We start from the raw sequence: 19,386 nt of genomic DNA, 5'->3' as shown, positions 1-19,386 counted from the left end.
CACCGGCCACCCCGGGGTCACGGACCCTTCACGCACCCCTCGTGCCGTGCTCCCCCGCCGGTCGCCGACCGGCGGCGAGGGTGGCGGCCATGACCACGACAGCCTCCCGCCGGACCCTCCTGCGCGTCGGGGCGGTCGCCGCCGCCGGCGCCGCCACGTCCACCGCCGCCCTGCGCGCCGACGCCCGCCCCAGCGCGGCCGCCCCGACGCCGCGCACCGACCCCTTCACGCTCGGCGTCGCCTCGGGCGACCCCTCCCCGGACGGCTTCGTCCTCTGGACGCGGCTGGCCGTCGAGCCGCTGGCCGCCGACGGCCTCGGCGGGATGCCGGACCGCACCTTCGTCGTCGGCTGGCAGGTCGCGCGGGACGAGGACTTCCGCCAGGTCGTGCGCTCCGGCGTGGTCCCGGCCCGGGCCGCCAGTGCGCACGCCGTCCACGTCGAGGTCGGCGGCCTGCTGCCCGGCCGGGAGTACTTCTACCGATTCCGCCTCGGGCGCTTCGTCACCCGCACCGGCCGCGCGACGACCGCCCCCGCGCCCTGGCAGTCCCCGACGTCGCTGACGATGGCCTTCGCCTCCTGCTCCAACCTGCCGGCGGGGTACTTCACGGCGTACGGGCACCTCGCCGACGAGCGGCCCGACCTCGTGCTCCACCTCGGGGACTACCAGTACGAGGGCGCCGGGGACGGCATCGGACGGCACCACGCCGGCCCGGAGACGACGACGCTCGCGGGCTACCGGCAGCGGCTGGCGCAGTACAAGACCGACCCCGACCTCCAGGCGGCGCACGCCGCCGCCCCGTGGCTCGCGGTCTGGGACGACCACGAGGTCGACAACAACTACGCCGACCACGTGCCCGAGAAGGTCTCGGAGACACCGGGGTTCCTGGACCGGCGGGCTGCCGCCTACCGCGCCTACTACGAGAACATGCCGCTGCGCCGCACCTCCGTGCCGCACGGGCCGGACCTGCAGCTCTTCCGGCGGGTTCGCTGGGGCTCGCTCGCGACGTTCCACATGCTCGACACGCGGCAGTACCGGTCCGACCAGGCGTGCGGCGACGGCTACAAGGACTGCCCGGAGGCCGCCGACCCGCAGCGCTCGCTGCCGGGGCACGCGCAGGAGCGCTGGCTGCTCGACGGGTTCCGGCGCTCGCGCGCCCGCTGGGACCTCCTCGGGCAGCAGGTCTTCTTCGGCCGGCGCGACAACGACCCCGGCGCCGCGACGACCGTCTCGATGGACTCGTGGGACGGCTACCCCGCCTCGCGCGAGCGGGTGACCCGCGGCTGGGTCGACGCGGGCGTCCGCAACCCGGTCGTCCTCACGGGTGACGTGCACGCGCACTGGGCGTCCGACCTGTACCTCGACGGGGACGACGGCCGAGTGGTCGGGTCGGAGCTCGTCACCTCGTCGATCACGTCGGGCGGCGACGGGTACGACGAGGCCGACGGCACGCACCCGTGGGCCGCGTGGAACCCCAACCTCCGGTTCTGGACCAACCTGCGGGGCTACGTCAGCACGACGATCACCCGAGACGAGCTGACCGCGCGCTTCCGGTGCGTCCCGGTCGTCACGACCCCCGGGGCGGAGGCCTTCACCCGCGCGACCTTCGTCCTCGGCGACCGGGAGCGGGGGCTCGTCCAGGTGCAGGACGCCCCGCTGGCGAGCGCCGTGGCCCGCGGCACGGCGCGCTCGGACGCGGAAAAGATCGCCGACACCGTCCGCGAGGAGACGCACGGCGGCAGCTGACCGCTGCGATTCGGGCTCCGGCACACGCGGACCCGCCCCGCATCGCCCCGGTCGTGGGGCGGTGGGGGGCGGGTCACTGTACGTGGCGGGTCGGCGTCAGGCGCGGAAGCCGTCGAAGACCCGGTACATGAAGTCCGTGCCGCGCTCGAGGGCCTCGACGTAGATCCGCTCGTCGTTGCCGTGCATCCCGATGAGCTGGTCGTTGTCGATGACGTACGGGTAGACGCCGTACCCGGGGATGCCGCGCTCGCGCCACGGCCCGAGGCTCGTCCCGGCCTCGAAGAGCGCCGGCGAGAAGACGGCCTTCGGGTAGGTGCGCTTCGCCGCCCGCTCGATCGCGTCGTAGAGCGGGGTGTCGAGCGACGCCGGCGCGGTGGCCCACGTCTCGTCGAGCTGGTCGAGGTAGTCGGCCTCGCTGACACCCTCGGGCGCCCCCAGACGGACCTCGATGTCCTTGCCGCGCAACGTCCGACGCAGCCGCGCCACGAAGTCACGCGGCTTCTCGCCACCGGGGATGCCCCGGCAGTTGACGCGCACGTGCGCCTCGGACGGGATGACGTTCTCCTTGTACCCCGCGTCCTCGATGACGAAGGCGGTCGTCGTGCGCAGCAGCGCCGAGTGGAGGTAGGGGTAGTCGGAGTACCGGACGACGAGCGCGGCGGCCCGCTCGCGGACCTTCGTGCTGCGGGTGCCGAGCATCAGCCGGATCGCGTTCGCGAACCGGCGGTCGTCGGTGGCCCGGGCGAGGGCGGCGAAGTACTCGCGGGTGACCTTCGTGAGGTGCACCGGGGCGAGGTCGTCGCCGATGTCCGCGACCGCCCGCGACAGCGAGACGATCGCGTTGTCCGGGATGGGCTTCGACGAGTGCGTCGCGGTGCCGGAGGCGTAGAGGTCGAGGTTGAAGTAGACCTTGTCCTGGCGGGTCACCGTCACGAGCATCGGCGTCGTGCCGTTGGACTGTGCGAGGAACCAGCCGCCCTCGGTCAGCACCATCCCGGCGTCGAGCTTGTCCCAGTGCTTCTCGGCGAGCCAGCCGGAGCCGTAGCTGCCGGCCTCCTCGTCGCAGTCGGTGAGGACGATGATGTCGCGCTCGAACCGGTGCCCCTCCTGGACGTGCCGCAGCAGCCCGGCGATGGACGCCGCGTTGGCGCCCTTCATGTCGAGCGCGCCACGGCCGTAGATCTCGCCGCCCTTCACCACGGCGGCGAAGGGGTCGACCGACCAGTTCTCGCGCTCGACGGGCACGACGTCGGAGTGGCCGAGCAGGAGCAGCGGCCGCGCCGAGGTGGTCCCCTTGATCCGCGCGATGAGGTGGACGTTGTCCGGCTGGGGGGTCGGGATGATCTCGGAGCGGACGCCGGCGGCGTCCCAGACGCCGCGCAGCCACTGCGCGTGCGCCCGGGTCTTGCCGCCCTCACCGAAGTTCTGGGTGTCGAAGGAGATCATCCGGCGCAGGAGCGCGAGCGGGGTCGGCGCGGTCGCGGCGGGCAGGCCGGCGACCGGTCGGGCCACGGCCCCGCTCCCGCTGACGAGGCCGGTGGCGGCGAGGGTCGCGGCGCCGCCGGCGCCCGCGAGGAGGGCGCGTCGCCCGAGGAGGCGGCGGGCGGTGTCGCCGTCGGTGGGGGTGGTGTCGGCTGGTCCGGTCGATGGGTGGTCGGTCATCGTCGTGGTCCTCACGTCATTGTGTGGTGGATGTCGCTGTGTGGTGGTCCCGGGGCGCCCCGACTGTTTCCCCGGGTCCGGGGGTGACCCACGGGTAGGCCCGGCGTCGTCGACGAACGGTCCCCGCGGTGGTGCGAGCGGTCGGGCGACCTCCGCGGCGGGGTGACATGGGCGGGCCATGTCACCCTGGCGCGTCGGCGGCGACACGATCGGGGCGTCTGCGGATGTATCGGGTCAGGGCTAGAGATGCCCATACGGTGTGATCGTGGACCCGATCCGGAACCCCTACGCCCCCGGCGCCGGCCAGCGGCCGCCCGAGCTCGCCGGGCGCGACGAGCAGCTGGACGCCTTCGACGTCGTCCTCGAGCGGGTGGCCCGGGGCCGTCCCGAGCGCTCGGTGGTCCTCACCGGCCTGCGCGGCGTGGGCAAGACCGTCCTGCTCAACGCCCTGCGCTCGGCCGCGGTGCGGGCGGGGTGGGGCACCGGCAAGCTCGAGGCGCGGCCCGACCAGTCGCTGCGTCGGCCGCTGTCGTCGGCCCTGCACCAGGCGGTGCGCGAGCTCGGGCCGGCGGGCGGTGCCGGGGACCACGCGCTCGGGGTGATCCGGTCCTTCGCCCAGCGCGAGCCGGAGTCGGGCCGCTCGGCCCGGTCGGCCCCCAAGCTGCGCGACCGCTGGAACCCGGGCATCACCGTGCCCGCGGTCGCCGGGCGCGCCGACTCGGGCGACGTCGAGATCGACCTCGTCGAGCTGCTGTCCGACCTCGGGGGGACGGCGGCCGACACCGGCCGCGGCATCGCCGTCTTCATCGACGAGATGCAGGACCTCGGGCCCGAGGACGTGTCGGCCCTCTGCGCGGCCGCACACGAGATCAGCCAGACCGGGCTGCCGCTCATCGTCGTGGGCGCCGGGCTGCCGCACCTCCCGGCGGTGCTGTCGGCCTCGAAGTCGTACTCCGAGCGGCTGTTCCGGTACTCGCGCATCGACCGGCTCGACCGCGACGCGGCGGACGCGGCGCTCGTGCGGCCGGCGGCCGACGAGGGGGCGGAGTACGAGCCGGACGCGCTCGCGGCGATGTACCTCGCCACCGGTGGGTACCCCTACTTCATCCAGGCCTACGGGAAGGCGGTGTGGGACAGGGCACCCGGCTCGCCCATCACGCCGGCCGACGTCGAGGTCGCGGCGCCGGAGGCCGAGGCCGAGCTGGCGGTCGGGTTCTTCGGGTCGCGGTTCGAGCGGGCGACGCCCGGTGAGCGCGAGTACCTGCGGGCGATGGCGGAGGTCGCCGCCGCGGCCGGGGGCACCGACGACGCCGACGCCGTCCCGACCGCGGACGTCGCGGCGCACCTGGGACGCAAGCCGCAGTCGCTCTCGCCGGCCCGCGACGCGCTGCTCAAGAAGGGCCTCATCTACTCCGGCGAGCGGGGGCTCATCGCCTTCACCGTGCCGCACTTCGGGCGGTACCTGCGCGACCACACCTGATCCGGGCACGCGCGGGCGGGCGTGCAGCAATCGTCACATTCGTCGATTTCTGCACGGCGTACAGGACGGGCACCGGTCGCGCTCCGGAGTGCGCGCGACCGGTGCCCGTCCAGCCCGGGGGGCGCCGCCTCAGGTGCGGCGCATGACGTCGAGGAAGGTCCCGACCTCGGCGCGGAGCATCTCGGCCATCTGGGCCAGGCCCTGGCCGACGCGGGGGTCGAGACCGTAGCCCCCGTCCGACATCGAGGCGTTGCCCGTCGACGGCGTAGCGCAGGTCGTCGACCATCGGCGACATGTCGCGCACCATGCCGTGGACCGACTGGATCGCGTTGATGCTGCGGCCGGAGGCGGCGATCATCTCCTGGACCTGGTTGGTGATGCCCTCCGTCGACTTCGCGGTGGTCTCGGCGAGCGACTTGACCTCGGAGGCGACGACGTCGAACCCGCGGCCGGCGGTCCCGGCCCGGGCCGCCTCGATCTGCGCGTTGAGGGCGAGGAGCCTGGTCTGTGCGGCGACCGAGGAGATGAACCCGGCGACGTTCTCGATCTCGCGCGAGGCGCCGTCGAGGTTGGCCATCGTCGTGCGAGCGGATCTCGCGGTAGAGGGGCTCGATGACGATGAGGGCCGAGCGGCTCGGCACGCGACGGTTCGAGTGGTAGCCGATGATCGAGCCACGGGCGTCGAACGTCGGGGTCACGTAGGAGAAGACCCAGTAGTGACCGCCGTCGCCGGCCATGTTGACGACGTAGGTGAAGAGCTCCTGGCCGGCCCGCAGCCGGTCCCAGAGGAGCTTGAACACACCCGCGGGCATGCTCGGGTGGCGGATGATGTTGTGCGGCTTGCCGAGCACGTCCGCCTCGTCGAAGGCGGAGACGCGGCAGAACACCTCGTTCGCGTACGTGATCCGACCCTGCAGGTCGGTCTTGGTCACGATGATCTCGTCGCGACCGAACGTGCGCTCGACGCCGCTGGGGGTCGTGCGTGTCATGGGGGGCCTTTCTCCGGAACGGCAATGTCCACCCCGCTCATCGGCGCCGCGACGGGGTGCTCGAGCAAGATCGCGTCAAGATCGGCTCAGGATCGGCGTCGGCCGCCCTTGCTAGGTTGGCCGGGTGCTCGGACGCCTCCTCATCGCCGTCGTCTCGGTCCTGCCCCGGCACGGGATGAGCCGCGGCGCCGGCTGGCTGGCGAGCCGGACCATCCCGCGCCGCCGGCGCGCCACCGTGCTGGGCGGCTTCAGCCGCGTCGTCGGCGCCGACCCCCGCGAGGCGGCGCTCCCGCTCGAGGAGTACCCGACGCTCAACGCGTACTTCACGCGCACCCTCGCGCCCGGCCTGCGGCCGGTGGCCCCGGGGGCGCTCGTCTCGCCCGTCGACGCCACGGTCGGGGCCTGGGGCGAGGTCGTGTCCGACACGCTGGTGCAGGCCAAGGGGCACGACTACTCGCTCGCGGCCCTGCTCGCGGACCGGGCGTACGCCGACCTGTTCGAGGGCGGCACCTACACGACCCTGTACCTCTCGCCGAGCGACTACCACCGCATCCACGCCCCCATCGACGGTCGGGTCACGGCGGCCACCTACGTCCCGGGCGACCTCTGGCCGGTCAACAGCGCCGCGGTGGCGAACGTCGCCGACCTCTTCGCGCGCAACGAGCGCATCGTCGTGCGGATGGAGACCGAGGGCGGCGGCCACGTGGCCGTCGTGCCGGTCGGCGCGACGATGGTCGGGATGACGCGCCTCGCCTTCGACGAGCGGCTGCACACCAACGCGCGCCGGCGCGAGGTGCAGCGGTACGACTACCACGAGCCGCACCACCTCGCGGCCGGAGACCCGCTCGGGCACTTCGAGTTCGGGTCCACCGTCGTCCTCGTGTGCTCACGGGGGGCCGGAGTCGTCGAGCCGCTCACGCTCGGGGCATCCGTGCGGATGGGCGAGCGGATCGGGTCCCCGGCGACGTCCGGCTGAGACGGGGCGCGACGGTGTCGTCGCGCACCATGTCGCACGGGCCCAGGGGCGACCGCTCGTCCTGGGGTCGCACGCCACCGTCGCTGCGCAGTGCGGGTGGCACGGTGTCCCGGTCCGGCGTCGACGGAGCCGCCGGGAAACGGAGGCAGACCGATGACGTCCACACCGTCCGCCGCCCGCGCGACCGCCCTCGGGCGCAGCCTGGTCCTCCTCGTGGCGCTCGCCGTCCTCGGGGCCGTCGGCCTCGTCGTGACGACCTCGCCACCCGCGCGGGCCGCCGGGCTCACGCAGGTGACCGGGTTCGGCAGCAACCCCGGCGCACTGGCGATGTACAGCTACCGACCCGACGGGCTGCCCTCCGGCGCACCGCTGGTCGTCGAGCTGCACGGCTGCACCCAGAACGCGTCGACGTACTTCGCGAACTCCGGGTGGCGCGAGATGGCCGACCGCCACGGGGTTCGCCCTCGTGCTCGCGCAGCAGAGCAGCAGCAACAACTCGAGCTCCTGCTTCAACTGGTTCCAGGCGTCCGACACGGCGCGCGGGCAGGGTGAGGCGCTGAGCATCAAGCAGATGACCGACTACGCGGTGTCCTCCTACGGCCTGGACTCCTCGCGGGTCTACGTCACCGGCCTCTCCGCCGGCGCGGCGATGACCGCCGTCATGCTCGCGACCTACCCCGACACCTACGCGGGCGGGTCCATCAACGCCGGCCTCCCCTACCGCTGCGCGAGCAGCACGCTCGACGCGTTCTCGTGCATGAACCCCGGTGTCGACAAGACGCCGGCCGCGTGGGGCGACCTCGTCCGCGCCGCGTCCTCGGGGTACCCGGGCAAGCGGCCGCTCGTCTCGATCTGGCAGGGGACGTCCGACACGACCGTGGCCCCGATGAACGCCGGCGAGCTGCGCGACCAGTTCACGAACGTCGCCGGCCTGTCGCAGACCCCGACGAGCACCGGCACCGTCGCCTCGGGTGTCACCTACGAGGACTACGCGGGGCGGGTGCGGGTCACCCGCGTCCAGGGGATGACGCACGGCACGGCCGTCGACCCCGGGACGGGCACCGCGCAGTGCGGCACGGCCGGTGCGTACTTCATCGACACCTCGGTGTGCGCCGCCTACCAGTCCGGCGGCTACGCCTACGCGACGGGCTCGAACCAGAACCTCGGCCTCTACAACACGTACTACACGTCGACGCTCAGGCAGACCTCGACGGGCTACTGGGAGAAGTGCTGAGCCACAGCGGTTCCGCATCGGCGGCGGGGTAGAACGGAGCATGCGCCTCCCCACCCCGCCGCCACCCGGCGGTGACGACCCCGTCGCGTGGGTGCGCGAGCACCTCGGCCACCTCGTGCGCGAGGGCGCCGACGGCACGCGGCGGGGCGGGCACGTCGGGGGGCAGAGCGCCGCCGACACCGCGCTCGCGACGCTCGACGTCAGCGGGTACGCGTCGCGCCGCAGCACCGTCCTCCCGGTCGAGCGGCGCGGGGCGAGCCGGATGTCCCCGTACATCCGGTACAACCTCGTGACGCTGCGCGAGGCCTGGGACGCGGTCGCCGACGCCCCGGCCCGCGACCGGGCCAAGTACCGCGACGAGCTGCTCTGGCAGGAGTACGCCCGTCACCTCTACGCCCGGGTCGGCCGGGCGCTCGGCCGACCGCTGCGGCGCGAGCAGCCGCGGACGGCGGACCGCTGGCCGACCCCGTGGCCCGACGAGATGGCGTGCATGGCCGCGACGACGGGCGAGCTCGTCGAGGACGGCTGGCTGGTCAACCAGACCCGGATGTGGCTCGCCTCCCAGTGGGCGGTGCGGGCCGGCGCGGACTGGCGGGTCGGCGAGGACGTCTTCTTCGCCCACCTGCTCGACGGCTCGCGGGCCGCGAACCGGCTCGGGTGGCAGTGGACGGTCGGCACGGGGTCCGGGCGTCCGTACGGGTTCAGCCGCTGGCAGGTCGAGAAGCGGGCGCCGTCCCTGTGCCGCGGGTGCGCGCTCGCGGACCGCTGCCCCGTCCAGGGCTGGCCCGACGACGGCGTCGGCCCACCGGCGGACGGTCCGCCGCTCGGTCGGGCGCCCCTCCCGGCGGGCCCGGCCGAGGTCGAGGGGGGTGGGGCGGACGAGGTCTGGCTGACCGCGGAGTCCCTCGGCGACGCCGACCCCGCCCTCGCCGCCGACGAGGAGCGCCCGGCGGTGTTCGTCCTCGACGAGCCGCTGCTGGCCGGGCTACGGCTCTCGGGGAAGCGCCTCGTGTTCCTCGCCGAGACGCTCGGCGACCTCGCGACGCGGCGTCCGCTCGAGGTGCGGCTCGGGGTCGTCGCGGAGGAGCTGGCCGGGCGGCGGCTCGCGGTCACCCACGCGCCCGTGCCCGGGTTCGCCCGGCGCGCTGCCGAGGTGACACCGGCCGAGGTGCACCCCTACCCGTGGCTCGTGCGGCCGCGCAGCGTGCCGGTGCAGTCGTTCACCGCGTGGCGGCGCGCGGTGGGGGCGCCCCGCTCCTGAGGGTCAGAAGGGAGGGGTGTCGGGCCACCGGGTCGGAGGTCGCCGAGGCGGGTGGTCGCCGGTCGGTGCGACGGTGAACCGGCGGCTCGGGCGGTGGACCTCGACCCGACAGGGCGCTCGTCCCCAGCGGTCGCCGCCGAGGCGCGACTCGAGCGCGTGCTCGACGTCGCTGTGCGGACCGTCCGGAACGGTGAGCCGGGGTTCGCCCGGTGGGGCGGCGAGGTCGTCGGGGGCCGGGAGGTCCCGCGGCGGCCGGTCCCGGAGGTGGTCGGGCGGGTCGGTCCTGCGGACCCGCCCGGTGGGGTCGGTGACGGTGTAGGTGCCGTCCGGGTCCAGCCGCGTGCGCCATCCGGGCCGCTGCTTGGTGCGGTGGTGGCGGCGGCAGAGGCAGACGAGGTTGAGGGCGCTGGTCGGGCCGGCGGGCCAGGGCACGACGTGGTCGAGGTCGCACCAGCGGGCCGCGACGGAGCACCCGGCGAAGCGGCAGTGCCCGTCCCGCGCGCGGACCAGGGCCGCAAGGGCCGCACCCGGCCGGTAGGCGGTGGTCGCCAGCGCGTCGCCGGCGTCGAGGAGGGCGCCGGTGACCGGGTGGGCGTCGTGCTCGACGACGGTGGTGCTGACGGTGGCCTGCCGGAGCACGAGGTCGGTGAGCGCGCGGGCCCGGGCCCGGTCGATGCGCGCGCACGTCCCGTCATCGACGTAGCGCTGCGCGAGCGCGTCGATCGCCGCCCACGCGCCGCGCGCCTCCTCGCTGGGGAAGGTCCCCAGCCACGTGTCGACCCCCGGCTCGTCGACCCAGCGGCGCAGACCCGTCGCGGAGCGGGCACGCTCGGCGCGCTGCCGCAGGAGGTCGGGGTCGATCGTCGCGAGCAGGCGGCGGACGCGGCGGCGCAGCCGGGTGGCGTCCTCCCGCTCGAACCACTCGTCGAGGGACGCCACGACCGCTCGGCGGACGTCCGCCGGGCACTCCTCGAGCTCGGCGGCGACGACGTGCGCGCGGGACGCGTCGAGGCGGCCCTGACCCATCGCCGCGTGCAGGCCGCCGAGCCCGGTCTCCGTCGGCGTGCCCTCGGGGCCGTCGGCGGCCCGTCGCACGGCGTCCCGGACCCGCTGCTCGGCGGCGATGGCCGAGAGGCACAGGACGCCGGAGACGATGGCCGGGGCGTCGAGCGCCACGTGCCCAGGGGCCTTACGGATCTCGCGGACGGTGCCGTCCTCGGCCCGCTCGGGCTCGAGCGCCACGAGGCCGACGAGGACCTCGTCCTGCAGTGCCGTCGCCTCGTCGACGAGGGCCCGGAGCTCGCCGAGGGTCGCCGTCAGCGCCTCACGGGTCCCGACCCGCGTGCCGTGCGAACGCCCGGTGGAGAGGGCCGAGCGCGCCCGGCGCACCACGTCGAGGAGGTCGTCGGACCTGCGGTCGGTGCCCATGTGCTCCCCCCTCCCCTCGGTGGTCCGATCCTATCGAACGCACGTCCGATCGACAAGATCCCAGAGGGCTGAATTGGTTGCACGGCAACCTCATTCGCCACACCACCACCATGCTGATCCCTCTCCGGGCGAGGGCTCAGGACGGTGCGCCCCCACCCGGTGGACGCCAGTCCTCCGGCGGGTCCTCACCGACCCGGCCGTCCACCGCCTCGCGGAGCAGGTCGGCGTGGCCGGTGTGCCGTCCGTACTCCTCGAGGAGGTCGAACAACAGCCGCCGGATGCTCGCGTGCCGGCCCTCCTCGTCCGCCGCGTGCGCGGCGCCGTCGAGCCCCCGGGTGGCGACCGCTTCGCGCACCAGGGCCCGGTTGCGTTCCACGGCACCGTCGTACAGCGCGTACAGCACCTCCGGCGGGTCGGACGCGGCAGAGGTCATCTCCCAGTCGTCCTCGTCGTCCCAGCCGTTGTCGTCCCAGACGTCGGGCATCGGTGCGCCGGAGAGGCGTCGGGTCGAGGAGAAGTCCTCGACCGTCGCGAGGTGCTTGAGCAGCGCCCCGAGGCTGAGGGTGGACGTGGGGACGGTCGCGCGCAGCCCGTCGGCGTCGAGGCCGTCCGCCTTGTACCGGAACGTGGCGCGCATCCGGTCCAGTGACCCGAGCAGCTGGTCGGCCTCGGAGCCGGCGAGCGGCGGCTCCCACGGCGGCGGGGTACGGCTCACGGCAGGCGCTCGAGCATCGCCAGCGAGCGCTCGACGACGAGCGCGGTGGCGTCCGCGTCGTACGACGGCAGGGAGCTGTCGACGAACAGGTGGACGTCGCCGGGGTAGACGAAGAGCTCTGCGGCGGAACGACCCTCGACGAACTCGCGTGCGGCGTCGACGTCCCCCTCGGCGCCGAAGAAGGGGTCCTCGGCCATGCCGTGCACCTGCACCGGGAGCCCGTCGGGCCACGTGCCGAAGTTCGACGGGTCGGCGAACGCCTCGAACAGCAGGGCTCCCGCGGCCCCGGGGGTGTTCTGCGCCACCTGCTGGGCCGCCATGACGCCGAGCGAGATGCCGGCGACGACGAACCCGTCACCGAGCCCGTCGGCGGCGGCGACGCCCCGGGCCCGCATCTCCGCGAAGCCGACCGACCCGACGTACGCCGCGCCCTCGTCGATCGACGCGAAGGTGCGCCCCTCGAACAGGTGCGGTGTGTGCACGGTGTGCCCGGCGGCGCGGAAGCGGTCGGCGAGGTCGACGACCCCGGGGGTCAGGCCCTGGATGTGGTGGAGGAGCAGCATCTCGGTCATGCGCAGCACCGTAGGGGCGGTTGCGGACGGTCGGCGTCCGGTTGAGGATGGCGGCGTGCGCCCCGACACCAGCCCGGCCGCCCGCGCCCTCATCACGATGGAGGCGATCCAGGACGAGCCGGGCATCACCGCCGAGCGGCTCGCCGAGCGACTCGGGGTGTCCGCGAGGGCGGTCCGGCGCTACGTGGGCATCCTGCGCGACGCCGAGGTGCCGGTGGAGTCGACGCGGGGGCCCGCCGGCGGCTACCGGCTCGGCCGGGGCACGCGGCTGCCGCCGCTGGTCTTCAGCAGCGCCGAGGCGCTCGGGCTCGTCATGGCCGTGCTCGACGGCCACCACGCCGCGGCCGACCCGACCGACCCCGTCGGGGTGGCGGTGGCGAAGCTCCTGCGGGCGATGCCGCAGCACGTCGCCGACCAGGCCGACGTCGTGCGGCGCACCACCGCCGCGGCCCCCGACCGCGGCGCCGCGCGGCCCGACCCGGCGACCACCGTCGCGCTCGTGCGGGCGCGCAGCGAGACCCGGTGCGTCACCGTGCACTACCGCTCCGAGAACGGCCGCGAGTTCACGACCGACGTCGAGCCGTGGGCCGTCGTCGTGCGGCACGGGCGGTGGTACCTGCTCTGCCGGTCGCTGCGCTCGGCGTCGGTGCGGACCTACCGGGTCGACCGTGTCCATCGGGTCGACCTGCTGGACAGCACCTTTCGCGTGCCGGACGACCTCGATCCCGTCGCCTCCCTCGAGGAGCACCTCGGCGCGGGATGGGAGCACGCGACCGAGGTCGTCATCGACCTTCCCCCGGAGCGTCTCGACCACGTGCCGCGCACGCTCGGGCGGCTGGAGGCCGACGGCCCCGGCCGGACGCGGCTGGTCGGCACGACGAGCAACCTGCCGGGGTACGCGAGCGACCTCGCCCAGCTGCAGGTGCCGTTCACGGTCGTCGCCGGTCCGGAGCTGCGGGCGGCCGTCGCCGCCCTGGCCGATCGGCTCGCCGCTGCGGTCGCCGAGCCGGCCCCGTCGACGACCTGAGAGAAGCCCGGACCCTCCGGCGCGCGGGCCACCCCGGCGTGCGGTAGGAACGTCCGGGTGACCACGCCCGACCAGACCTCGCAGAGCGGCCAGAGCCAGCTCGGGACGAGCCTCAAGCCCCGCCACATCACGATGATCTCGATCGCGGGGGTGATCGGCGCCGGCCTGTTCGTCGGCTCCGCCAACGCGATCGAGCAGGCCGGCCCCGCCGTGCTCGTCTCGTACGCCCTCGCCGGCAGCCTCGTCGTCCTCGTCATGCGGATGCTCGGCGAGATGGCGACGGCCAACCCCGACACCGGCTCGTTCTCGGTCTACTCCCAGCGCGCGCTCGGCCGCTGGGCGGGCTTCTCGGTCGGGTGGCTCTACTGGTGGTTCTGGGTGCTCGTCATCCCCGTCGAGGCGACGGCGGCGGCGGACATCCTCAGCCGGATGGTCGGCCTCGACCAGTGGATCTGGGCGCTGCTCGTGACCATCCTGCTCACCGGGACCAACCTCGTGTCGGTCGGCAACTACGGCGAGTTCGAGTTCTGGTTCGCGCTCGTCAAGGTCGTCGCGATCATCGCCTTCATCGCGCTCGGCGTGCTCGCCATCCTCGGCCTGCTGCCGACCTCGGAGGTCAGCGGCGTCTCTCGGCTCTGGGAGCCCGACGGCTTCTTCGCCGGCGGCGGGGGCGCCATCATCGCCGCGATGCTCACGACGATGTTCTCGTTCATGGGCACCGAGATCGTCACGATCGCCGCGGCGGAGTCGCCCGACCCGGCCAAGGGGATCACCAAGGCCGTCAACTCGGTCATCTGGCGGATCTTCATCTTCTACATCGGCTCGATCGCGGTCATCGTCTCGCTGGTGCCCTACAACCGGCTCGAGAACGGCTCGTACCAGACGGTGCTCGAGGCGATCGGCATCCCGGGAGCGCCGGTCATCATGGACGTCGTCGTCCTCACCGCCGTCGCGTCCTGCCTCAACTCGGCGCTCTACACCGCCTCGCGGATGGTCTTCTCGCTCGCGGCCCGTGGTGACGCGCCGAAGGCCATCGGCCGGGTCAACGCCCGCGGCGTGCCGGTCGTCGCCATCCTGCTCTCGATGGTGCTCGGCTTCCTCGCGGTCGTCGGCAACTACGTCCTGCCGGACAAGATCTTCGGCTACCTGCTCGCGACGTCGGGCGCCATCGCGCTGTTCGTCTACCTGTCGATCGCGGTCAGCCAGCTCGTCCTCGGCCGGCGGATGCGGGCGTCGCACGAGGTGCCGCCGGTGCGGATGTGGCTCTTCCCCGGCCTGACCATGGTCGTCATCGGGTTCATCGTCGTCGTCATCGGCCTCATGGCCTTCGACCCCGGCCAGCAGCAGGCCATCGCCTTCTCGGTCGTGTCGGCGGCGGTCATCGTCGCGCTCGGGGTCTACCGGCAGCGGCGCGCGGGGGACGCGCGCGAGGTCGTCGAGGACGAGCCGGCCGCCCGCGCCTGAGGCCGTTCGCCGGGGTGCCGGTCGGCGCCGCGCGCTCGGCTCAGGCGCCGGGCGCGCAGACGACGCCGCGGTTGCCGTCCGGGTCGGCGAGGACGACCAGCCGGGGAGCCTGGCTGTCGTCGACGACCGTCGCGCCCGCGGCGACGGCGGCGGCGATGCGCGGGCCGGCGGCCTCGGGGGCGACGTAGACCTCGACGTGGACGCGCTGCCCGGCGCGCTCCTCGGCGGGGTCGTCGAACCAGAGGTTGGGGATGCGCTGGGCGGCGTCCCGCACCTCGTCGCCGGGCGTGCCCCGGCCGCGGCTCGCGGGGTCGCCGGTGAGCAGCGCGGCCCAGACCGGGGCGACGCGCGCGGAGTCGGGGGTGTCGAGGCCGAGCTCGAGCACGCTGACGGCGGCCGGGTCGGGGTCGAGGCCCTGCGCAGCGGCGACCTCGGTGATGCGACGGGCGAGGTCGACGTCCTGCTGCGTCATCCACTCGACGACGTGCTCGGTGCCGTCGTCCTCGCGGTAGACGGCGTCCTCGGTGCTCAGCTTGAGGTCGACGACGCCCGGGGCGATCGCCACGCGCGGGTGGTGGCCGACCTCGTCCCCCGCCTCGGCGACGGCGGCGACGAAGCGGGCGGCCGCCCCGAAGTCGTCGACGCGGTAGCGGGCGTGCAGCCCCTGGGCCAGCCGGCGCCAGTCGTCGAGCGCGGCCGCCGCGATGTCGTCTCCCCCGAGCATGTCCATGGCGGGCGACCCTAGCCCCGATGGGCCGTGGACGACAGCCCCCGGGACGGCGGCTCCGGGTCAGGGAGCGACGAGCTCGAACACCTCGAGCGTGGCGTCCATGTACCTGGTGCTCGGGCCGAGGTGGCGCATCCCCAGGCGCCGGCACACGGCCGTCGAGGCGGTGTTCTCGGGGTGGACGACGGCGACGACGCGGGTCAGCCCCCGGGCGAAGGCGTCGTCGAGGACCATCCGTGCCGCCTCGGTGGCGTAGCCGTGGCCCCAGGCGTCGGGGTGCAGGTGCCAGCCGACCTCGACCTCCGGAGGCCGGTCCGCCTGTTCGTCCGTGCTCAGGGGCACGGGCTTGAGGAGGAGGTTGCCGAGCCGGCGCCCGTCGTGGTCGGCGACGAGCCAGACGCCGTGCACGTGGTGCGCGCTGATGGCCCGCCGCCGGTGGATCGACGCCAGCGCCTCGTCGCGCGAGGTCATCGTCGACGGGGCCGCGCCGAGGTGCCGGACGACCTCCCAACGGCCCTCGAGGTCGAGGAGGAAGTCGGCGTCGGCGGGCTCCCAGGGCCGCAGCACGAGCCGCTCCGAGGTGAGGGTGCGCACGGCGCCGACCCTAGCGACGAGGCGCCGGCGCCGGGCGCGTGCCGGATGTCCCCGCAGCCGCCGGGTCGTCCGGCAGCAACCCCGGCGTCCGATCTGCCGGCCTCGCGCGTCCGGAGTGCGGGCAACCTGAGACGACCGGCGGGGTCCATCGATAACATGTGGTCAGCCATCTTCAAACGAGGAGTTATCGATGTCCCTCCACCTCGGCGACACCGCCCCCGACTTCACTGCCGACTCGACGGCCGGCCCGATCAGCTTCCACGCGTGGAAGGACGGCGCTTGGGCCGTGCTGTTCAGCCACCCGGCCGACTTCACGCCCGTCTGCACGACCGAGCTCGGCCGGACCGCGGCGCTCGCCGGGGAGTTCGCCGCGCGCAACGCCAAGCCGATCGCCGTGTCCGTCGACTCGGTCGAGGACCACGGCCGCTGGGTGCCGGACATCGCCGAGGTCGGCGGGGTCGCGGTCGACTTCCCGATCATCGCCGACCAGGACCGCGCCGTCGCGCAGGCCTACGACATGATCCACCCCGGCGAGGGTGACACCTCGACCGTGCGGTCGGTCTTCCTCGTCGACCCCGGCAACAAGGTGCGCCTGACCATCACCTACCCGAAGTCGGTGGGGCGCAACTTCACCGAGATCCTCCGGGCCCTCGACGCGCTCCAGCAGACGGACGCCGCCCCGGTCTCGACGCCGGCCGAGTGGCAGCCGGGCGACCGCGTCATCGTCGCCCCGACGATCTCGACCGACGACGCCCGCGAGCGCTTCGAGAACGTCGACGAGGTCAAGCCCTACCTGCGCTTCGCCGACGCCCCGGCCTGAGCCGGCGGCCGTCCGGCCCGAGACACGCGAACGTCCACGAGACCCCGGCTCCGAGCCGGGGTCTCGTGGACATTTCGGGGTGACCCCGAAATGTTGAGGCGCCGGGGTCAGGCGGGGGTGTGCGGGGGGAGGCGGTGGAGCTCCACGTCGTGGATGCCGCCGTCGGCCAGGCGCAGGGTCATCCACGTGAAGTCCGGCTGGCGCCGGCGGTCGGTCGGCGAGCCGGGGTTGAGCAGCCGCAGGCCGTCCTGCGCGGTGTCCCACGGGATGTGGCTGTGCCCGAACACGAGCAGGTCGACGTCCGGGTACGTGACGCGCATCCGCTCCTCGCGGCGCTGCTTCTGGCCGGTCTCGTGGACGACGGCGACGCGCACGCCCTCGATGGTCGCGCGGGCGACCTCGGGCAACCGCGCCCGCAGGCCGGGGCCGTCGTTGTTGCCCCAGCAGGCGAGCAGCCGGGCGCTGCGGGCCTCGAGGGCGTCGAGCGTCGCCTCGTCGACCCAGTCGCCGGCGTGCACGACGAGGTCCGCCGCCTCGACGGCGTCCCAGAGCGGCGCCGGCAGGTCCTTGGCCCGCTTGGGCAGGTGGGTGTCGCTCATGAGCAGCACCCGCGTGCCGGGCTCGCGGCTCATGCCTCGTCCTTCGGGCGGTTGCGGCGGCAGGCCTCCGAGCAATAGCGCACCTCGTCCCAGTCGCGGGCCCACTTCTTGCGCCAGGCGAACGGCCGGCCGCACGTCGCGCAGACCTTGGTGGGCAGGTCGGCCTTGCGGGTCATCCGCGCCATCGGGCGTCCTGGTCGTGGCGGCGGCTCATCGCCTCACCGTACGTCGCCGCGTGCGGGCAGCGGCAGCTCGCGTGCGGTCCATCGACGCCGCAGCCAGCGGTCGTGCGAGGCGACGAGCACCGTCGCCGGCGACGCGTCGACGGCCTCCTCGAGCTCGTCGACGAGGGTGAGCGACAGGTGGTTCGTCGGCTCGTCGAGGAGGAGGACGTCCGGGCGGTCCAGGACGACGAGGGCGAGGGCGAGCCGTCGCTGCTGGCCGAGGCTGAGGTCGCCGACCGGGCGGGCGGCGTCGCGCGGGTGGACGAGCCCGAGCGGCAGGAGCGCGGCCCGCGCGTCGTCCTCGTCGAGGCCCTGCTGCGCGGCGACGAGCTGCTGGGGGCTGCGCCGCGGGTCGTCGAAGACGGTGTCCTGCGCGAGGCGCGCCACCCGGCCGCCGACGTCGACGCCGCGGTGCCGCGGGGCGTCCTCGAGGGCGCGCAGCAGCGTGGACTTGCCGCAGCCGTTGGGCCCGGTGACGAGCAGGTGCTCGCCGGCCGCGACGTCGAGCCGCGCGAGCCGGAGGCGTCCGGGCACGTGGAGGTCGCGGACCCGCACGCCCGAGGACGGCGCGCCCCCGCGGCCCAGGTCGACGTCCAGCCTCAGCCGCGCCGGGGGACGCGGCACGGGGTCGGCGACGATGCGCTCGAGGCGCCGCTCGGCGTCCTTGGCCCGGCGGCGGGCGGCGGTCTGCACGCGCGAGCCCTTGAACGCGTGGATGAACTTGTCGTTGTCGGTCGGGCCCCGGCCGTGGGCGACGCCGCCCTCGCGGGTGACGGCCCGCTCGCGCAGGTCCGCGACGAGCTCGCGCTCCTCGAGCCACTGCTCCTCCCAGCGCCGGCGGGCGGCCGCCTTCGCCGCCCGGTAGTCGGCGAAGGAGCCGGTCCAGGACGCCCCGCCGACACCGTCCGTGCCGCGGTGGCGCGGGTCGAGGTCGACGACCCCGGTGCAGGCCCGCTCGAGCAGCACCCGGTCGTGGCTCGCGACGAGCACGGCTCCCGGCATCGACGACAGCTCGGACTCGAGGAACTCGAGCGCGGCGTCGTCGAGGTGGTTGGTCGGCTCGTCGAGGAGCAATGCGTCCGGGCGGCGCACGAGGAGCGCCGCGAGGGCGAGGCGGGTGCGCTCGCCGCCGCTCGTCCGCGCGACGAGCCGGTCGTGGGGGATGCGCTCCAGCCCGAGCGCGTGCGCCGCCACCTCGGCCCGGCGGTCGGCGTCCCACGCGTCGCGCGCGACGGCCCGGGCCAGGGCGTGGTCGTAGGCCGCCGAGGTCGTGGCGTCGTCCGGCCGCGTGGCGAGGTCGGTGGCGAGCCGCTCGACGTCGGCGGCGAGCCGGTGCAGCGGCGCGAGGGCCGCGCGCAGCACGGCGCCGACGGTCGCGGACGGGTCGAGCCCGGAGTCCTGCGGGAGGTACCCGAGGTCGTCGGGGACGCCCGCCGACCCCGACGTCGGGGCGAGCCGGCCGGCGAGGCAGGCGAGGAGCGTCGACTTGCCGGAGCCGTTCTCGCCGACGAGCCCGACGCGGTGGCCGGGCGGGACGGTGAGCGAGACGCCGTCGAGGACGAGGCGGCCGTCGACGGCGTAGGACAGGTCGCGGACGACGAGGGGGGAGGATGCTGGCACGGGGACTCCACGCGGTGGTGCTTGCGTGCTCGCCGGGCGGTGCCTCGGGCGCGAGCAGGGCGTGGGTCAGTGCTTCATGGTCCGACCACGGTACCCCGGTGAAGCGGTCTGGCCGCAACCACTTTCGTCCCCGGAGCCCCCGCGCACGCCGGTGCGGGCTACACCGCAGTAGTTGCTGCTGTGGCGACACTTACTGCGGTGTAGCCCGCGATGGGTGGTGCGGGTGGCGGGCTCTCACCGGTGTCGAGT

General features: G+C 74.5%; 19 protein-coding genes and 1 pseudogene. 9 read left to right on the top strand and 11 right to left on the bottom strand.

Annotated elements, in window-relative coordinates; translation table 11 throughout:
• Positions 1-89: 89 nt before the first annotated feature.
• Positions 90-1,745, top strand: coding sequence for an alkaline phosphatase D family protein (locus tag IG69_RS0105555; protein WP_030527181.1), 1,656 nt, complete (start codon positions 90-92; stop codon positions 1,743-1,745).
• A 96-nt stretch (positions 1,746-1,841) separates the two neighbouring features.
• Here IG69_RS0105555 and IG69_RS0105550 read toward each other — a convergent pair whose 3' ends face one another.
• Entirely contained in the window at positions 1,842-3,407 is a 1,566-nt protein-coding gene (locus tag IG69_RS0105550) for a M20/M25/M40 family metallo-hydrolase (RefSeq protein WP_084696598.1), read from the bottom strand.
• A 265-nt stretch (positions 3,408-3,672) separates the two neighbouring features.
• Between IG69_RS0105550 and IG69_RS0105545 the strand changes: the two genes are divergently transcribed.
• Positions 3,673-4,887 (top strand): ATP-binding protein, encoded by a 1,215-nt coding sequence (locus IG69_RS0105545; protein ID WP_030527179.1) that lies wholly within the window; start codon positions 3,673-3,675, stop codon positions 4,885-4,887.
• Here IG69_RS0105545 and IG69_RS21510 read toward each other — a convergent pair.
• Positions 4,844-5,563 (bottom strand): methyl-accepting chemotaxis protein, encoded by a 720-nt coding sequence (locus tag IG69_RS21510; protein ID WP_211250969.1) that lies wholly within the window; start codon positions 5,561-5,563, stop codon positions 4,844-4,846. The genes IG69_RS0105545 and IG69_RS21510 overlap by 44 nt on opposite strands.
• A pseudogene (locus tag IG69_RS22670) lies at positions 5,556-5,876 on the bottom strand (PAS domain-containing protein); the annotation flags it as partial. The gene IG69_RS21510 and the pseudogene IG69_RS22670, both read right to left, overlap by 8 nt.
• A gap of 124 nt (positions 5,877-6,000) precedes the next feature.
• Between IG69_RS22670 and asd the strand changes: the two are divergent.
• The 4 genes from asd to IG69_RS0105525 all read left to right on the top strand — a co-directional run bounded on the left by asd (position 6,001) and on the right by IG69_RS0105525 (position 9,347).
• Positions 6,001-6,852, top strand: coding sequence for an archaetidylserine decarboxylase (gene asd, locus IG69_RS0105535; RefSeq protein ID WP_030527178.1), 852 nt, complete (start codon positions 6,001-6,003; stop codon positions 6,850-6,852).
• Positions 6,853-7,005: 153 nt separating this feature from the next.
• Positions 7,006-7,404 (top strand): alpha/beta hydrolase family protein, encoded by a 399-nt coding sequence (locus tag IG69_RS22905; RefSeq protein ID WP_245616087.1) that lies wholly within the window; start codon positions 7,006-7,008, stop codon positions 7,402-7,404.
• The gene (locus tag IG69_RS20000; RefSeq protein WP_245616086.1) at positions 7,319-8,086 is read left to right on the top strand and encodes an extracellular catalytic domain type 1 short-chain-length polyhydroxyalkanoate depolymerase; all 768 of its coding nucleotides are present in this window, start codon (positions 7,319-7,321) and stop codon (positions 8,084-8,086) included. Before IG69_RS22905 ends, IG69_RS20000 begins: the two co-directional genes overlap by 86 nt.
• 40 nt (positions 8,087-8,126) lie before the next feature.
• Positions 8,127-9,347, top strand: a complete 1,221-nt coding sequence (locus IG69_RS0105525) for an FAD-binding domain-containing protein (RefSeq protein WP_030527177.1) — start codon at positions 8,127-8,129, stop codon at positions 9,345-9,347.
• A 3-nt stretch (positions 9,348-9,350) separates the two neighbouring features.
• Here the strand turns inward: IG69_RS0105525 and IG69_RS20875 are convergent, their stop codons facing one another.
• The 3 genes from IG69_RS20875 to IG69_RS0105510 all read right to left on the bottom strand — a co-directional run bounded on the left by IG69_RS20875 (position 9,351) and on the right by IG69_RS0105510 (position 12,062).
• Complete coding sequence (locus tag IG69_RS20875) at positions 9,351-10,775, bottom strand: HNH endonuclease signature motif containing protein (protein ID WP_030527176.1); 1,425 nt, start codon at positions 10,773-10,775, stop codon at positions 9,351-9,353.
• A 136-nt stretch (positions 10,776-10,911) separates the two neighbouring features.
• Positions 10,912-11,490, bottom strand: a complete 579-nt coding sequence (locus IG69_RS0105515; RefSeq protein ID WP_030527175.1) for a mycothiol transferase — start codon at positions 11,488-11,490, stop codon at positions 10,912-10,914.
• Positions 11,487-12,062 (bottom strand): dienelactone hydrolase family protein, encoded by a 576-nt coding sequence (locus IG69_RS0105510; protein ID WP_030527174.1) that lies wholly within the window; start codon positions 12,060-12,062, stop codon positions 11,487-11,489. The genes IG69_RS0105515 and IG69_RS0105510 overlap by 4 nt, the downstream gene beginning before the upstream one ends.
• Before the next feature lie 55 nt (positions 12,063-12,117).
• Here IG69_RS0105510 and IG69_RS0105505 point away from each other — a divergent pair, with 55 nt between their 5' ends.
• Entirely contained in the window at positions 12,118-13,089 is a 972-nt protein-coding gene (locus IG69_RS0105505) for a helix-turn-helix transcriptional regulator (RefSeq protein WP_030527173.1), read from the top strand.
• A 57-nt stretch (positions 13,090-13,146) separates the two neighbouring features.
• Positions 13,147-14,553 (top strand): amino acid permease, encoded by a 1,407-nt coding sequence (locus tag IG69_RS0105500; protein WP_030527172.1) that lies wholly within the window; start codon positions 13,147-13,149, stop codon positions 14,551-14,553.
• A gap of 40 nt (positions 14,554-14,593) precedes the next feature.
• On the opposite strand, the gene IG69_RS0105495 is transcribed toward IG69_RS0105500, so the two are convergent.
• Both IG69_RS0105495 and IG69_RS0105490 read right to left on the bottom strand, forming a co-directional pair.
• A complete protein-coding gene (locus IG69_RS0105495) occupies positions 14,594-15,283 on the bottom strand; it encodes a VOC family protein (protein ID WP_030527171.1) in 690 nt (229 codons plus the stop codon).
• A gap of 60 nt (positions 15,284-15,343) precedes the next feature.
• Complete coding sequence (locus IG69_RS0105490; protein ID WP_030527170.1) at positions 15,344-15,874, bottom strand: GNAT family N-acetyltransferase; 531 nt, start codon at positions 15,872-15,874, stop codon at positions 15,344-15,346.
• Positions 15,875-16,064: 190 nt separating this feature from the next.
• Here IG69_RS0105490 and IG69_RS0105485 point away from each other — a divergent pair, with 190 nt between their 5' ends.
• Entirely contained in the window at positions 16,065-16,694 is a 630-nt protein-coding gene (locus IG69_RS0105485) for a peroxiredoxin (RefSeq protein ID WP_030527169.1), read from the top strand.
• 107 nt (positions 16,695-16,801) lie between these two features.
• Here the strand turns inward: IG69_RS0105485 and IG69_RS0105480 are convergent, their stop codons facing one another.
• Genes IG69_RS0105480 through IG69_RS0105470 form a run of 3 tightly spaced genes read right to left on the bottom strand, consistent with a single transcriptional unit; the run spans position 16,802 to position 19,137 of the window.
• A complete protein-coding gene (locus IG69_RS0105480; RefSeq protein ID WP_030527168.1) occupies positions 16,802-17,326 on the bottom strand; it encodes a metallophosphoesterase family protein in 525 nt (174 codons plus the stop codon).
• A complete protein-coding gene (locus IG69_RS21505) occupies positions 17,323-17,478 on the bottom strand; it encodes a DUF2256 domain-containing protein (protein WP_084696596.1) in 156 nt (51 codons plus the stop codon). Before IG69_RS21505 ends, IG69_RS0105480 begins: the two co-directional genes overlap by 4 nt.
• Before the next feature lie 33 nt (positions 17,479-17,511).
• Complete coding sequence (locus IG69_RS0105470; RefSeq protein ID WP_030527167.1) at positions 17,512-19,137, bottom strand: ABC-F family ATP-binding cassette domain-containing protein; 1,626 nt, start codon at positions 19,135-19,137, stop codon at positions 17,512-17,514.
• Positions 19,138-19,386: the final 249 nt, after the last annotated feature.

This window comes from Phycicoccus jejuensis, from assembly GCF_000720925.1.
GTDB lineage: Bacteria > Actinomycetota > Actinomycetes > Actinomycetales > Dermatophilaceae > Phycicoccus > Phycicoccus jejuensis.
The sequence above is the reverse complement of the archived record's forward strand: the minus strand, read 5'-3'. Positions and strand labels throughout refer to the sequence as shown.